Raw genomic sequence first — 14,154 nt, 5'->3', positions numbered from 1 at the left:
GGGATCCCGCACCGCCTGGGCCATGGCCCAGGCACGCGTGGCAGCAGCGGACGGCAGCGAAGCGTGGGCTTTGCCGTCGGCGTCTGCCATTCATCGCGCCTTGGGCGGCGCGGTGGCAGGTGGGGCCAGCGGGGCCGGCACCAGCGCGGCGGCGGCATCGGCCGGCACGGCATCGGCCGCCACGCTTTCCAGTTCGGCCAGCGCAGCTTCGGCGGCACGCAGCCTGGTGGCCGAAGCCAGCCAGGCGCGCACCTGCGGATCGGCTCTGGTGGCCGGGCTGGCGCGCAGCAAGGCGGCAGCACGATCGATATCGCCGCGGGCGAGCGCCTGGCGGGCCTGCGCCGCAGCGCTGCCCGCCTCCGCGCCCGAAAATGCCGATTGCACCCGCACCATCAACGCCTGCCACCAATCAGGCCGCGCCGACGCCTGCCCGGCATCGGCAAGCCCGGCCAGTTCGCGGGCCAGCCCGGCGCGTGACACCGGCTGCGCGGAAACCGCAACCAGCGCCGCCACCGCAGCTTCATTTCCCGGCGTGAACAGCCGCCGCGCCGCTGGCAACAGCCCATCGAGTGGACGGCCAGCATCCAGCGCGCGGCGCAGCAGCAAGACGGTGAGCATCGCCTCCGCACGGTCAGCGGTGCCCTTGATGGCGGCGATCAGCGCAGCGTCGCGGGTTTCTGCCACGGCCAGCCGCGAGGCAATCTCGCTCAATTGTGCGGTCAATTGATCGATGCGCCGGGCATCGCGTTCGATCTGATCGGTGCTGCTGTCCACCCGCGCTTCGGTGGCCGCCAGCCGTTCGGCCGCCACGATCGGCTGCCCGGCAGCCGAGACCGTCGCTGGCAGGCGCCGTTCCAGCGCTTGCAGGCGAGCGGCAAGGGCAGCGGCCTCGGCCGTCTCAGCGGCGGGCGGCAGGAACGGCAGGCGGCCGCGTACCGTTTGTTCAATCCAGGGATTGGCGATGATCCCCACCGAAAAGGCCAGCAAAACCGCTGTGATTGTCCAAGGCAGCAGGCTGCGCCGGGGACCACGCGCCGCACTCGCGGGCGGTGACATCAACCGGGCGCGCAGCCGCTCGGTGGCGGCCAGGCTGGCTTCGTTGATGTCCCCGCGGTCGAACGGCTCGTTCATGGCGCAATGCCTAGCCGGCTTTTGCCAGTGTCGCCAGCAGGGCTTCATCATCCGGCAGCGCGGCGATGTGCCCGGCGCGCCAGCCCGGCCCGGCCGCAGCCAGCGTGCCGGCACTGATGGCAAACAGCGTCAGCGGCGCGCGCGCGCCGCCCAGCCGCGCCCATTCGGCGGCAAAATGCCGGGCGGTGCGCGGCGAATGCAGCAGCACGCCGGTCGCCGCCAGCGCCGCCGGCTGTGCCTGCAATTCCAGCAGCACAGCGCGGTAGGTGATCACCACGGCCATCACCACGCCGGGCGGTATCCGCACCCGGGTGCGATCCTCCCCGGCCAGATGCAGCAGCCGATGATAAGAGCCGTTGGCCGCCGAATCGAGCAGGGCCTGCAATGTGCCCGGCCCGGTTTCCACCCGTTTCCAGCCTGCCGCCGCCGCCGCCGCCGCCGTGGCCGCGCCCACACACAGCGCCGGCAGCGCCTTCAGGGCATCGGCGGCTGGCCCGGCATGGCGCACTGCAGCTGCACTGGTCAGGATCACCGCGTCGGTGCGCGCTGTCGGCATGGCCCAGCGCACGGCTTCAGTGGCCAGCAGCGGATGCACCAGCGGTTCATGGCCCAGCGCGGCGACCCGCGCCGCCGTGGCGTCGGCGCCGGGCTGGGGGCGGACAATGAGCAGCCGCATCACGCGTGCGGCGGTGAAAACAGCGCACGCACCGCCGGGCCAGCATCGGCCAGCAAACGCGCGGCCAGCGCCGTCACGTGCGGCATCGCCTCGGCCAGCGGGGCCGTCACTTCGCCGGCGACCATCTCGCTGCCGCATTCGGACAGGATTTGCGCGCGCACCCGCACGCTGTCGCCGTCCAATTGCGCCAGCGCCGCCACTGGCGAATGGCAGCTGCCGCCCAAGGCCGCCAGAAAGCCGCGTTCCAGTGACACGCAGGCAAAGGTGGGCGCGTGGTTGATCGCCGCCAGCACCGCCAGCGTGGCCGCATCGCCTTCGCGCGCCGTGATGCCCACGGCGCCTTGCGCGCTGGCCGGCAGCATCTCGTCCAGTTCGATCAGGCTGCCAACATTCTGCCCCAACCGATCAAGCCCGGCGGCGGCCAGCAGCGTCGCATCGATGGCGCCGGATTCCACCTTGGCCAGCCGGGTGGCGACATTGCCGCGCAGCACTTCGGTGATGATATCGGGCCGCTGCGCCTTCAATTGCGCGGCGCGGCGCGGCGACGATGTGCCAACCCGCGCGCCGTGCTGCAGCGCGGCTATGCTGGCGGCGCCGATCAGGCGTTCGCGCACATCGGCGCGCGGCAGCATCGCCGCCAGCGCTATCCCGTCCCGCAGCTGCGTTTCGACATCTTTCATCGAATGCACGCCGATATCGATGCGGCCATCCATCAACGCCGCGTCCAGTTCCTTGGTCCACAGCGCCTTGCCGCCGATTTCGGCCAGCGGGCGATCCTGCACCTTGTCCCCCGTGGTGTGGATCACCACGATCTCGACATCCTGTTCTGCCCAGCCGTGGGCATCGCGCAGCGCCGCCGCCGTCATGTGCGCCTGCGCCAGGGCAAGCGGCGATCCGCGGGTTCCGATCTTGAAGCTCATGCTGCCGCCATGGCGCGGCCATTGCCGATTGGCAAGACCGGCCCTACCTGAACGTCATGAACAACCCGCTTGTGCTCGGCATCGAATCCAGTTGCGATGAAACCGCCGTGGCGCTGGTGCGCGCTGACCGGACCATCGTCGCGCAGCGCATCGCCAGCCAGGATGATGCGCACCGGCCGTTCGGCGGCGTCGTGCCGGAATTGGCCGCACGTGCTCACGCCGATCGGCTGGCGCCGATGATTGCCGAGGTGCTCACCGAGGCGGGCGTGGGCCTGGCCGATGTTGACGCCATTGCCGGCACAGCGGGGCCGGGCCTGATCGGCGGCGTCATGGTCGGGTTGGTGACCGCCAAGGCACTGGCTTATGCTGCCGGCAAGCCGCTGATCGCCGTCAATCACCTCGAAGGCCACGCGCTCAGCCCGCGGCTCGCCGATGCAACACTGAATTTTCCCTATCTGCTGCTGCTGGTATCGGGCGGGCATTGCCAATTGCTCGGCGTCACCGGCGTTGGCCAGTATCGCCGGCTGGCGACGACCATCGACGACGCCGTGGGGGAGGCCTTCGACAAATCCGCCAAGCTGCTTGGCCTCGGCTTTCCGGGCGGCCCGGCGCTGGAACGGGCGGCCCGCACCGGCAACGCGGCGCGCTTTGCCTTGCCGCGCCCGCTGGTGGGATCGGATGATCCGCATTTTTCCTTCGCCGGCCTGAAATCCGCCGTGCTGCGCGCCCGCAACGGCATCACCGACGCATCGCCGCAGGATATTGCCGATCTGGCCGCCAGTTTTCAGCAGGCCGCCACCGATTGCCTGGTGGACCGCACGGCGCGTGCCATCGCCGCCTTTCCGCAGGCCAGCGCGCTGGTGGTGGCCGGCGGTGTGGCGGCAAATCTGGCGATCCGCAGCGCGCTGGCGGCGCTGGCCGGCGCGCATGGCCTGAAATTTGCCGCGCCGCCGCTGTGGCTGTGCACCGACAATGCCGCCATGATCGCCTGGGCCGGCATTGAGCGGTTCCAGGCCGGCGATGTCGATGATCTGCACGCCCCGGCCCGCCCGCGCTGGCCGCTGGACCCATCCGCCGAAGCCGCGCGCGGTGCGGGCGTGAAGGCGTGACAAGCTTTGGTGTCATCGGGGCGGGGGCCCCGCGCGCGTTGGCGCGCAAGCAAGCAATCCATGCGCCAAAGGACTGCACATGACGGGCTTTGGCGTAATCGGTGCCGGCGCATGGGGCACCGCGCTAGCCAGTACCTTGGCTGACAATGGCCCGGTGACGCTGTGGGCACGTGAAGCCGAAGTGGTCGCCGCCATCAACAGCGCCCGCGAAAATCCGCTGTTCCTGCCCGGCATCGCGCTGCCCGCCGGCATCACCGCGACGACCGATCTGGGCGATGTTGCGGCGTGTGACATCATCCTGATCGTCGTGCCGGCGCAGCATCTGCGCGCTGTTCTGGCCAGTGCCGCCATCCCCGCCGCCACGCCGCTGGTGCTGTGCGCCAAGGGTATCGAGGCTGGCAGCCACAAATTGATGGTCGAGGTCGCGGCAGACATCGTATCCAATCCCATCGCGATCCTGTCCGGCCCCAGTTTCGCGGCCGAAGTGGCGAGCGGGCTGCCCTGTGCCGTCACGCTGGCCTGCGCCGATGCCGCGCTGGGTGAGCGTTTGGTTGCGGCCATGGCTCGGCCCACGCTGCGGCTGTATCATTCCGACGACGTGGTGGGCGCCGAAATCGGCGGCGCGGTGAAGAATGTGCTCGCCATCGCCTGCGGGGTGGTGGCGGGCGCCTGTCTTGGCCTCAATGCCCGCGCCGCCCTGATCGCGCGCGGCTTTGCCGAAATGACCCGCTTTGGCGTTGCGCGCGGTGCCCGCGCGGAGACACTGGCGGGCCTCAGCGGCCTCGGCGATCTGGTGCTCACTTGCTCATCGGAAAACAGCCGCAATTTCCGGCTTGGCGTCGGCCTTGGTCAAGGCCGCCCGCTGGCCGATCTGCTGGCCGGGCCTGCCGTGGCCGAAGGCGCAGCAACTGCGCCGGTGCTGGCCGAAGCCGCGCGCGCCGCTGGCGTGGACATGCCGATTTGCGCCGCCGTCGCCGCCCTGCTCGCTGGCGCGCCGGTACGCGACACGATCGGCGCGCTGCTGGCAAGGCCGTTGAAGGCGGAGTAGCCGCTACAATGGCCCCGTCAGCAGGCGACCGGCGTGGAAAATGCCGAGAATCAGCACCGCCTGCGGTTCGACCCGGTAGACGATCGTCGCCCTGCCTTCGAAACTGATCGTCCGCACCCCTGATCCCAAATCATCGCGCGGGGTGCCCCGCTGCGGAAAATCCGCCAGACCGGCACAGGCTGTTTCGATGCGGTCCAGGTAGGCGAGGGCCACTGCGATGCCGGCATTGGCCGCCACCCAGTCGCCAATCCGCTCAAGATCAGCCAGCGCCAGCCGGCTGAGCTCAACCCGCATCAGGGTGTGACAGGCGGGCGCGCAGCTTGGCCATGCCGTCGGCAAGGGCCACGCGATCGACCGGCGCGGCATTCACGGCAGCAATTCGGACACGAATGAGATCATCAAGCGCGGCTTCTTCGCGGTCCAAGGCGCGCAGTCCGGCACGGACCACTTCAGACAGGCTCGCGTAACGTCCTGTGCTCACCCGGGCCTGCGCTGCGTCCGCAAGCTCACCCAAGGTCACGGTGACGGGTTTTGATGCACGTGTTGCCATGGCCGCAGTGTATGACACTGTCATGCGCCGTCAAGCCATGCATCAGAAATCGACTGCGATGCCGCCCTTTTCCCAATCGCCGTAACGCACCGGGTCAGGCCCCTTGCGGCCGCCGACTTCGGTGTCGGTTGGCGGCGGCGGCGGGGCTTGCGGGGCCTTGTCGCGCGGGTCGATTGCGGGATCGGGGGTTTGGGGCTGGTCTTTATCCATAACCTGCCGTTGCCATTACCGCCCGACTGCTGGCAATGGGGTGAAGCGAAGCAGGGGAACCGCATGTTCGACAACAAGGTAATCGCCATCACGGGCGCGGGCAGCGGCATCGGCCGGGCGCTGGCGCTGGATCTGGCGGGGCGCGGTGCGGTGCTGGCGTTGTCTGACAAGGACGAGGTCGGGCTGGCGGAAACCAGGCGCTTGCTCGGCAATCGTCCGGCGAGCATCACCACACTCGATGTCACCGATACCGCCGCGCTGAACAGCTGGATCTCGGCCGCCGTGCGTGATTTCGGCAAGCTGGACGGCATCATCAACAATGCCGGGCTGACGGTGGTCGCGCCCTTTGCCGATTGCCCGGAGGATGATTTCGATCGGGTGATGAACGTGAATTTTGGTGCCGTGGTTGCCGGCTGCCGCGCCGCGCTGCCGCATGTGCGCGCTGCGGCTGCCAAGGATGGTATCGGCTGGATCGTCAATATTTCCAGCGTGTTCGGCATGATGGGCTTCCCGACCCAAAGCGCCTACAACGCCAGCAAGTTCGCCGTGCGCGGCCTCACCGAAGCCATGGCGCTCGAGCTTGCCATCACCGATCCCAACGTGGCGGTCATCCGCGTTCATCCCGGCGGCATCAAGACCAATGTCGCGCGCAACAGCAAGCGCATCGCGCTGCTGCCCGGCCAGGACCCGGACACCGATTTCGCCGCCGAATTCGACAAGGCCGCCCGCACCACGCCGGAACAGGCGGCGCAAACCATCGTGGATGGCATGCTGCGCCGCCGCACCCGCGTGCTGATCGGCCCGGATGCCCGTATCATCGATTGGCTGGTGCGCCTGTTCCCGGTTTCGCACATGCGAATCCTCGGCAATTTGTTCGGCGGTCGCCAGCGCTAACTGGGCGCTGACGGGCGCGCTGACAGGGTTGGTGCGGCGCGGGGGTGGGCAACTGGCCGTTCTTCGGGCAAGTGGCGGCCAATGAACGATCGCAATCCCCCACCCATTACCGCCATCAACGGCAGAGTCGATTCCGGCGTGCCTGCCCGCCGCGCCGCGCTGCGCATGTGCCAGGCCGTGCTCGATCGCGGCCAATCCTTTGATGCCGCCGCCAACATGGCCGATGATCTGCCCCTGACCCAAGACCGTGCACTGGCCCGCACCCTGGCCCTGACGGTGCTGCGCTGGCTGCCCGATCTGGATGCCCTGATCGACAGCGCCACGCCGCGCCCGCTGCCCGGCGATGCCCGGGCCCGCCATGCCCTGCGCGTCGCGCTGGCCGGCTGGCTGAAGCTGCACACGCCGCCGCATGCCGTGGTGGCCACCGCCCTGCCGCTGGTGGAAGGCGGCCCGCGCCGGCTGGTGCACGGCGTTCTGGGCGCGCTGATCCGCCGCCCGGCCAGCCTGCCGGACCGGCCGCAGCTGCCCGCGCCGTTCGATATACGCTGGGCGCATGATTGGGGGGCCGATATGGCCGAAGCTGCCGCTGCCGCGCTTGCCGAAGAACCTGCCACCGATCTGACTCTGAAAGACCCGGCCGCCACGGCGCACTGGGCGCAGGCACTGGGCGGCATCAGCCTGGCACCCGGCCATGTGCGCACCACCTTGAAAGGCACTGTCACGGCCTGGCCCGGTTTTGCCGAAGGCGCATGGTGGGTGCAGGATTTCGCTGCCAGCTTGCCCGCACGCTTGCTGCCCGCCCAGGCCGGCGAACGCGTGCTCGATCTGTGCGCGGCGCCCGGCGGCAAGACGCTGCAACTGGCGGCGCGTGGCTGCACGGTCACCGCGCTCGACATGTCGGAACAGCGGCTGGAGCGGGTGCGCGAAAATCTCGGCCGCACAGGTCTCGCCGCCGAACTGATCGCCGCTGATGCGCTGCGCTGGCAGCCGGAGGCACCGTTCGATCACATACTGATCGATGCGCCCTGTTCGGCCACCGGGATTTTCCGCCGCCACCCCGATGTGCTGCACCTGAAAGGTGATGCAGATATGGCGCCGATCACGCTGCTGCAGGCGGCCTTGCTGCGCCGTGCATCCGGCTGGCTGAAACCGGGCGGCAAGCTGATTTATGCGACTTGTTCCCTCGATCCGCGCGAGGGCGAGCGCATTGCCGAGCGCGTGATTGCTGGCTGCCCGCGCGACATGATTGCGGCGGATGAGCTGCCTGCCGGTTTGGTGCCGGCCGCCGAAGGCTGGGTGCGCACGCTGCCCGGCCAGATTGCTGGCGGCCTTGATGGTTTCTTCATCGCGCGGTTTCGGCGATTGCCGGATTGATCGGCACAAGCAAAAGGGGCACCGTCCATGCTGGACGATGCCCCTTTTTGTTTGTGTGCTGAACAGCTTATTTCAGATACAGCGCGATATACTTGTTCATTTCGAACATCGTGCATTCGTCCTTGCCAAACACCAGTTTCAGATTGGCGTCGGCAACGATCACACGCTTGTCGGTCGGCTTTTGCAGATCGTGCTTGCGGATATAATCCCACATTTTTGCCACAACCTGGCCACGCGGCAACGGATCGCCGCCGACGATGGCAACCAGCGGACCCTGCGGGGTCAACGGCTTCATCAGTGCGTCCATCTTCTTGCCGGCCGGCTTGGGTTCATTGGCCATTTGCATCCCCTTCGTTGTTGTCGGCCCATGACTGGCCGGGTGATAATTTGACCCTGATATCGGTGTTAAGCGAGTTTACGCGCAGGGGCGCAAGTGCAAAATGCCACTATCCGGCCACACGAACCGCCAACGACGCATTTTCGCAACATATTTGCAACGCCAGCAGCGGTCAGAACCGCCGCAAGAACCGGATCTGCCACCAGCGCGGCGGGTTGAGCGTGGCCAACCCGGCCACAGCGCCGTCCACCAGCGTGCGATCGAGGCAATTGCGGCATTCAAGGCTGGCCAGCCAGCCGCCGCCCGGAATTTCCAGCTGTACGGCGGCTGCCACCTGCCAGCCCGCTGGCGCAATGCCGCCGGGCGCACCCGGAACCGGCGCTGCTGCAACTGTCATTGCACTGCGATAATCCAGCGTGAGCCGCGGCACGACATTGGCGCCAGCACCAACCAGCGTCTGCGTCCAGGCGGCAGACAGGCTGGCGGTCATGTCGGGCGCATAAAGCGGCCGCGCCGGTGCGCCGGCAGGGATGGGGCCATCCCAGCGCGCCTGCTGCCAGGCGAACGTGCCCGACATTTGCAACTGGCTGACCGGCCGCGCCGCCACAGTCACATCGATGCCATGATTGGTCATGTCCTGCTGCACCCCGGCGGCCAGCGCCATCGCGATCGGATCGATCCCCAGCAGCGGCGAAATCAGCGCATTGGTGTTGGCCGCAAAACCGCGCATATCCAGCCGCAGGCCGCCGCTAGGCAAGGCGTAGCTGACGCCGGCGCTGTGGTGCCAGCCAGTTTCAGCCGGCAGGGCCTGCAATTCCGATGAGGTGCGGGCCAGCAGATTCCAGCCGGGCAGCCGGGCGGTACGTGCCGAGCGTGCAAAAATCACCGCATCGCCTTGTTGCCAGCTCAAGCCAAAATCAGGCGTGAGCAGTTGGCGCTGTTGACGGTCCGCGCCCGCTGCCCGCAGGCATGGCGCGCAGCCAGCCCGGCGGTCACGCACGGTCAGCGCCAGTTTTTCATCGTTCAGGCGCAAGCCCGCGTTAAGCTGCAAGCGATCATCGGCCAGCGCCGCCTGCACCGCAGCGGCGGCATAGACAGCGTCCCGGCGCTGGCCAATGGCGCGATCGGCCAGCACGGTTCCGGCATCCGTATCGGCCTGATCGCGGGCCTGATCATCGCCTTGCCAGCCGGCTGCCAGATTGATGGTGACGGCACCAAAGACCGCGCCGGCCGTGATCGCCAGCTGGCGATGTTCGCTGGCGCCGCGCGCGATCAGGCCGTAGCTGCCAGGGCTGCCACCGCGCAAATCCAGCCCCAGCCGATTGATTTGCCGGGCGATGCCTGCCTGCAAGCTGACCGAGAAGCGGTCTGGCCTCCACGCCAATTCGGCGGAGCTCAGCGCCAGCTCGGCGCGCTGGCCCAGCGGCTGCCGCGCCAGATCGGGGCTGATTGCGCCCCAGCCCGCACCGCTGCCCGGCATTACAGACGATCGGATTGCCGTGCTGGCAAAGCGCCCGTTGCATGTTGCCGGCGCCAGCGGATCGCAGGCAAAGGCCGGCAAATTGCCATCACGATTGTGCTGATACACGCCGTCCACCGCCAGAGTCAGATCGGCCGCGACATCGATATCGAGCGCAGCGACCACGCCGGCGCGCTGGCTGCGATTGAGCATTTCGCCAGTGCGCGTGCTCCGCAACCAGCCCAGATCGTGATGCAGATGCCCGCCGATCCCCAGCCTTATGCCGCCCACCAACGGCACATCCAGCTGCGCCAGCGCGCGCCGGCTGCCAAAGCCGCCGGCGGCAAATTCGCCGGCACCCGCCAGTGCGCTGCCCGGCCGCCGCAACGTCAAGGACAGTACGCCGGCGCTGCCAACAGGGCCGAAATCCAGCCCGGATGGCGCGGCCACCGCCACCGCAGCCAGATCCGGCAAGCCAAGATTGATCGGCAACGTGCCCGGCAAGCCGATGCCGCCCACCGTGACGCCGGGCTGAGCACGGCCATGGTCCACCGCCAGCAGCCCGGTGCCATTGCCCGGCGCCGCCGTGATGCGCAGGCCCGGCACAGTTCGCAGAATATCGGGCAGCGTTGCAGCGCCGTTCTGGTCACGATCAGGCCCGGCAGCAGACCAACGGCCAAACACTGGCTGTCGCGCTGGCACAAGCACGTCTTGATCGGCGGCTGTTTGCGCGGCAATCGGCACGGCGCTGGCCGCAGCGGCCAGAACGCCGGCAATCAACAGCGCCGCCGGATCAGCGCGGACCGTCACGACCAGTTGGTTGGCCGCCAAGCGGGCCACCGCCAGCGCCAACCGCGCCGATATTGCCGAACAATTCTTCAAAAAAGCCTTCGTTGCGGCCCAGGGTCGGCGTGGTTTCACTGGCCAGATTGATCCTGGCGATTTTCTCCATGCCGCGGCGTTCGACCTTGGCGACATTGCCGTCCGGATCGAAACTGATGATCAAGATCTGCTGCTGCAGGGTTTTGGGCGAGGCAAAGGCATATTGGCCGGTCAGGCGATTGACATAATACCAGCTGCCCGTGTCGAACTGCGCGGCAAAGGTGGGCCGGCCCAGCGTGCGGGTAACCGATTCACGATTGTCGACGCCTGGCAGGATCGACGTGAACAGTGTTTCATCGATCAGATAGCCTTGCGCCGCCTTGATGCGCGAGCAGCCCGGCGTCAGGGCGGCCGCAATCAGCAGCAGGCCCAGGGGCAAGAGGCGATTTGGGATCAACGACTTCATTTACGGCTCCCAATCGATGTGCACGTCATCCCCCAACATGCGACATCTCTGAACGCCTCGGTCAATATGCCAGCCAGCCGGATTATGCTAGGCCCACACCATGTCTTTGCTCGATAGCCTGAAGCGCCTGGTGGGCGCGGCGCCGCCATCCCCGACCGAACAGCTTTATGCTGCCGTGGTGGCGCAGGCGCGGCGACCGGCCTGGTACATCGATGGCGGCGTGCCCGACACGATGGATGGCCGCTTTGATGTGCTGGTGCTGGCGCTGGCGTTGCTGATGCTGCGGCTGGAGGATGAAACTGGGGACAATCCGCGCCACCCGGCTGCGCAGCTGTCCGCCAATCTTGCCGATCGGTTCATCACCGACATGGAAGGCAATCTGCGGCAGGACGGGATCGGCGATCAGGCGGTGCCCAAGCATATGGGCCGGATGATGGCGGCGCTCGGCGGGCGCATCGGGGCCTATCGCAGCGGCCGCCGCGACCGTGCCGCCATGGCCGATGCCCTGCAGCGCAATCTGTACCGCGGCAGCGATGTGCCGCCCGGCGCCGTGCAATGGGTGATCAGCGAGGCGCACAGCCTGACCGCGCAGCTGGACGCCTGCGATTTTGCGCAGTTGGGCGCCGGCATCCTCAAGCTGCACGATTGAAGCCAGCAATGAACGATGCACCCGAATTCAGCCACAGATTGCCGATCAGTGAGATTGGCGCCGCGGCCAAGCGCATCATGCTGGAGGCCACCGGCATTGAGCGCGCTGCGCTGACGCAGCGTTTTGGCTTGCTGGCGCTTGAGCAATTGACGGCCGCGCTGGAGATCAAGCGCGGCCAGGCCGGCATCGATGTGGCCGGACAGGTCCATGGCCGCGGCAGCCAGCCCTGCGTGGCCAGCGGTGAGCCAGTGCCGTTTCTGATCACCGAACGCATCAATCTGCGGCTGGTGCTGGACGTGCCCGCCGGCGGCGAGATCGAACTGTCCACGGCCGATCTCGATGTCGAACCGCTGGTGGGCGATACGGTCGATGCCGGCGAAATCGCCGCGCAGGCCTTCGCGCTTGGCTTGAACCCCTACCCGCGCAGTGCCACCAAAGTGGCTGGCATCATCAGCGAAGACGAAGCCGCAGCGGCGCGCAGCCCGTTTGCAGTGCTGAAAAAGGGTATTTAGGCCCGATCAGAACGGCACATCATCGTCCAGGTCATCGTCGAACGCACCCGGACGCTTGCCGCCGCCGGCCGGCGCACCGCCGCCGCCAAAGCCGCCACCTTGCGGAGCACCGCCGCCACCGCCACCGCCGCCGCCGCCAAAATCATCGCCGCGTGAACCGCCGCCCATACCGCCGCCACCGCCGCCTTCGCGGCCGCCGAGCAGGGTCATTTCACCCTTGAACGGGCCAACCACGATTTCGGTGGTGAACCGATCAGCGCCGTTCTGGTCCTGCCATTTGCGAGTGGTCAGCGCGCCTTCGATATAGACCTCGCTGCCCTTGCGCAGATATTGCGCCGCGACCTTGCCGATATTTTCGTTGCGGATGACGATATTGTGCCATTCGGTCTTTTCCTTGCGCTCCCCGCTGGCCTTGTCGCGCCAGGTTTCCGATGTCGCCATGGTGAAGTTCACCACGCTGCCGCCGTTCGCGAACGACCTTGATTCGGGATCCTTGCCCAGCCGCCCGACCAGAATAACCTTGTTGACGCCCGCCATGTTCATCTCCTGATTGCCCGCAAAGCCTAGCGTTGGCGGCGCAGTGACGCAACGCCGCGCCGGCTTGTCCACTTTATTGCCTGTGGATTTCTCGGCACGAGGGCCAGGTTTTGCCGGTCGGGGGACATTATGGCTGATGAGTTTGAAGCTGCCACGGGATTGGTGACTGCCAGCGTGGCAGCCAACGCCATCGATCATCAATCCGCCGGCCACGGCCCCCATGCCGCCGCCTGCGCCAATTGCGCTGCGCCGCTCTCCGGGCCGTTCTGCGGCCAATGCGGTCAGCGCGCGCATCTGCACCGCAGCATTGGCGACGTGTTCCACGAATTCCTGCACGGCATCACCCATTTTGACGGCAAGGCGTGGACCACACTGCCGATGCTGATGTTCCGGCCAGGCAAGCTGATCCGCAGCTATATCGAAGGCCACCGCGCCCGCTATATCGCGCCGGTGCCGCTGTTCCTGCTGGTGGTGTTCCTGATGTTTTTCGTGCTGTCCTTTGCCAGCTTCGACGGCAAGGGCGTCGAGGTTTCGCTCACGTCCGACGCTACGAGCGCGGGCCAGCCGCGAATAAGCACGGCGATTGCCGAAATCGATCGCAAAATCATAAAGGCCCGCGCCGGCGGCAATACCGAGGCCTTGACCGCGCTGGAAGCGACCCGCAGCATGCTGAAGGGGATCGAGCTCGGTCGCCTGGCCAAGCGCGAAGACACAGGATCGGCCAGCGACCGCGCTGGCATCGCCAAGGCACTCGCCGAACTTGATCGCGGCATCGCGGCGGCAAAAGCGGCCGGCAACGCGAACAAATTGGCGGAACTGGAGAGCGGACGCCGGCTGATCATGGCGGTTGGCGTGCCGACAGCCGATGCCAGCTTCACCGACAGGATGACCGACGCAATTTCTGCCGCCACCGCGAGCGGCGATCTGAAGGCAAATTCCGGATGGCCGTGGTTTGATGCCAAGGTGATGAAGGCGCTGAAGAATCCCAAGCTGGCGCTCTACAAGTTGCAGTCAAAGGCCTACAAGCTGAGCTTCCTGCTGGTGCCGTTGTCGTTGCCGTGGCTGTGGATCGTGTTTGTGTGGCGGCGCGGGGTGGGCATGTATGATCATGCCATTTTCACCCTGTATTCGATCAGTTTCATGAGCCTGTTGTTTGTTTTCGGCAGCCTGCTGGCGTCAGCGGCTGTGGCCAGCGAATTTGTGTGGCTGCTGGTGCTGCTGGCACCGGGCATACACCTGTTTGCCTCTCTGCGCGGCGCTTATGCGCTCAGTATATGGAGCGCCGGTTGGCGCTCCACCTACTTGAGTATTGCGGCGGTCATGACCCTTTCGGTTTACTTCATCATCCTGATCGTGGCCGGCGTGTTGGACTGATCATTCCTGCGGCAGCGGCAACGGTTTTTGGGGAGCGGGCAGCAATTCGGCGGCCTGCTCCGTGCGCACCGGCACGTCGATTGCAG

At 67.1% G+C, this 14,154-nt stretch carries 17 protein-coding genes; 7 read left to right on the top strand and 10 right to left on the bottom strand.

What is annotated here, in order from left to right; genetic code table 11:
- Positions 1 to 90 precede the first annotated feature (90 nt).
- From ABWP50_RS11080 to hemC, 3 genes are read right to left on the bottom strand one after another with little or no spacing between them, the layout of a single operon-like run.
- Positions 91 to 1,131: a hypothetical protein gene (locus ABWP50_RS11080; RefSeq protein ID WP_353218045.1), complete on the bottom strand. Its 1,041-nt coding sequence runs from the start codon at positions 1,129 to 1,131 to the stop codon at positions 91 to 93.
- Positions 1,132 to 1,141: 10 nt separating this feature from the next.
- On the bottom strand, positions 1,142 to 1,807 hold the full coding sequence (locus tag ABWP50_RS11075) for a uroporphyrinogen-III synthase (protein ID WP_353218048.1): 666 nt from the start codon (positions 1,805 to 1,807) through the stop codon (positions 1,142 to 1,144).
- Positions 1,807 to 2,727 carry a hydroxymethylbilane synthase gene (gene hemC, locus ABWP50_RS11070; RefSeq protein WP_353218044.1) on the bottom strand — a complete coding sequence of 307 codons (921 nt, stop codon included), beginning with the start codon at positions 2,725 to 2,727 and terminating at the stop codon, positions 1,807 to 1,809. The genes ABWP50_RS11075 and hemC overlap by 1 nt, the downstream gene beginning before the upstream one ends.
- Before the next feature lie 56 nt (positions 2,728 to 2,783).
- Here hemC and tsaD point away from each other — a divergent pair, with 56 nt between their 5' ends.
- Together tsaD and ABWP50_RS11060 are read left to right on the top strand one after the other, a co-directional pair.
- Positions 2,784 to 3,836 (top strand): tRNA (adenosine(37)-N6)-threonylcarbamoyltransferase complex transferase subunit TsaD, encoded by a 1,053-nt coding sequence (gene tsaD / locus ABWP50_RS11065; protein ID WP_353218043.1) that lies wholly within the window; start codon positions 2,784 to 2,786, stop codon positions 3,834 to 3,836.
- A gap of 79 nt (positions 3,837 to 3,915) precedes the next feature.
- Positions 3,916 to 4,884, top strand: a complete 969-nt coding sequence (locus ABWP50_RS11060; RefSeq protein ID WP_353218042.1) for an NAD(P)H-dependent glycerol-3-phosphate dehydrogenase — start codon at positions 3,916 to 3,918, stop codon at positions 4,882 to 4,884.
- Positions 4,885 to 4,887: 3 nt separating this feature from the next.
- Here ABWP50_RS11060 and ABWP50_RS11055 read toward each other — a convergent pair whose 3' ends face one another.
- Genes ABWP50_RS11055 through ABWP50_RS11045 form a run of 3 tightly spaced genes read right to left on the bottom strand, consistent with a single transcriptional unit; the run spans position 4,888 to position 5,644 of the window.
- A complete protein-coding gene (locus tag ABWP50_RS11055) occupies positions 4,888 to 5,178 on the bottom strand; it encodes a type II toxin-antitoxin system RelE/ParE family toxin (protein ID WP_353218041.1) in 291 nt (96 codons plus the stop codon).
- Positions 5,168 to 5,434 (bottom strand): ribbon-helix-helix domain-containing protein, encoded by a 267-nt coding sequence (locus ABWP50_RS11050; RefSeq protein ID WP_353218040.1) that lies wholly within the window; start codon positions 5,432 to 5,434, stop codon positions 5,168 to 5,170. The genes ABWP50_RS11055 and ABWP50_RS11050 overlap by 11 nt, the downstream gene beginning before the upstream one ends.
- Positions 5,435 to 5,476: 42 nt before the next feature.
- Complete coding sequence (locus ABWP50_RS11045; RefSeq protein ID WP_353218039.1) at positions 5,477 to 5,644, bottom strand: DUF1674 domain-containing protein; 168 nt, start codon at positions 5,642 to 5,644, stop codon at positions 5,477 to 5,479.
- 63 nt (positions 5,645 to 5,707) lie between these two features.
- Between ABWP50_RS11045 and ABWP50_RS11040 the strand changes: the two genes are divergently transcribed.
- The gene (locus ABWP50_RS11040) at positions 5,708 to 6,538 is read left to right on the top strand and encodes an SDR family NAD(P)-dependent oxidoreductase (protein ID WP_353218038.1); all 831 of its coding nucleotides are present in this window, start codon (positions 5,708 to 5,710) and stop codon (positions 6,536 to 6,538) included.
- A gap of 81 nt (positions 6,539 to 6,619) precedes the next feature.
- Positions 6,620 to 7,912: an RsmB/NOP family class I SAM-dependent RNA methyltransferase gene (locus tag ABWP50_RS11035; RefSeq protein WP_353218037.1), complete on the top strand. Its 1,293-nt coding sequence runs from the start codon at positions 6,620 to 6,622 to the stop codon at positions 7,910 to 7,912.
- A 67-nt stretch (positions 7,913 to 7,979) separates the two neighbouring features.
- Here ABWP50_RS11035 and ABWP50_RS11030 read toward each other — a convergent pair whose 3' ends face one another.
- From ABWP50_RS11030 to ABWP50_RS11020, 3 genes are all read right to left on the bottom strand, one after another.
- Entirely contained in the window at positions 7,980 to 8,252 is a 273-nt protein-coding gene (locus ABWP50_RS11030) for an SWIB/MDM2 domain-containing protein (RefSeq protein WP_502951042.1), read from the bottom strand.
- A 169-nt stretch (positions 8,253 to 8,421) separates the two neighbouring features.
- The gene (locus ABWP50_RS11025) at positions 8,422 to 10,518 is read right to left on the bottom strand and encodes a TonB-dependent receptor (RefSeq protein ID WP_353218036.1); all 2,097 of its coding nucleotides are present in this window, start codon (positions 10,516 to 10,518) and stop codon (positions 8,422 to 8,424) included.
- Entirely contained in the window at positions 10,502 to 10,996 is a 495-nt protein-coding gene (locus ABWP50_RS11020) for an outer membrane protein assembly factor BamE (protein WP_353218035.1), read from the bottom strand. The genes ABWP50_RS11025 and ABWP50_RS11020 overlap by 17 nt, the downstream gene beginning before the upstream one ends.
- A gap of 100 nt (positions 10,997 to 11,096) precedes the next feature.
- On the opposite strand from ABWP50_RS11020, the gene ABWP50_RS11015 reads away from it, so the two are divergent.
- Together ABWP50_RS11015 and ABWP50_RS11010 are read left to right on the top strand one after the other, a co-directional pair.
- Entirely contained in the window at positions 11,097 to 11,645 is a 549-nt protein-coding gene (locus ABWP50_RS11015) for a ubiquinol-cytochrome C chaperone family protein (protein ID WP_353218034.1), read from the top strand.
- An 8-nt stretch (positions 11,646 to 11,653) separates the two neighbouring features.
- Positions 11,654 to 12,157: a YceD family protein gene (locus ABWP50_RS11010; protein ID WP_353218033.1), complete on the top strand. Its 504-nt coding sequence runs from the start codon at positions 11,654 to 11,656 to the stop codon at positions 12,155 to 12,157.
- A gap of 6 nt (positions 12,158 to 12,163) precedes the next feature.
- On the opposite strand, the gene ssb is transcribed toward ABWP50_RS11010, so the two are convergent.
- Positions 12,164 to 12,694: a single-stranded DNA-binding protein gene (ssb, locus tag ABWP50_RS11005; protein ID WP_353218032.1), complete on the bottom strand. Its 531-nt coding sequence runs from the start codon at positions 12,692 to 12,694 to the stop codon at positions 12,164 to 12,166.
- A 129-nt stretch (positions 12,695 to 12,823) separates the two neighbouring features.
- On the opposite strand from ssb, the gene ABWP50_RS11000 reads away from it, so the two are divergent.
- Complete coding sequence (locus tag ABWP50_RS11000; RefSeq protein ID WP_353218031.1) at positions 12,824 to 14,068, top strand: DUF3667 domain-containing protein; 1,245 nt, start codon at positions 12,824 to 12,826, stop codon at positions 14,066 to 14,068.
- The last annotated feature ends 86 nt before the right edge of the window (positions 14,069 to 14,154 follow it).

Origin of the sequence: Sandarakinorhabdus sp. (assembly GCF_040398645.1) — a bacterium.
Classification (GTDB): domain Bacteria; phylum Pseudomonadota; class Alphaproteobacteria; order Sphingomonadales; family Sphingomonadaceae; genus Sandarakinorhabdus.
This window is presented reverse-complemented; position numbering and strand designations above follow the sequence as displayed.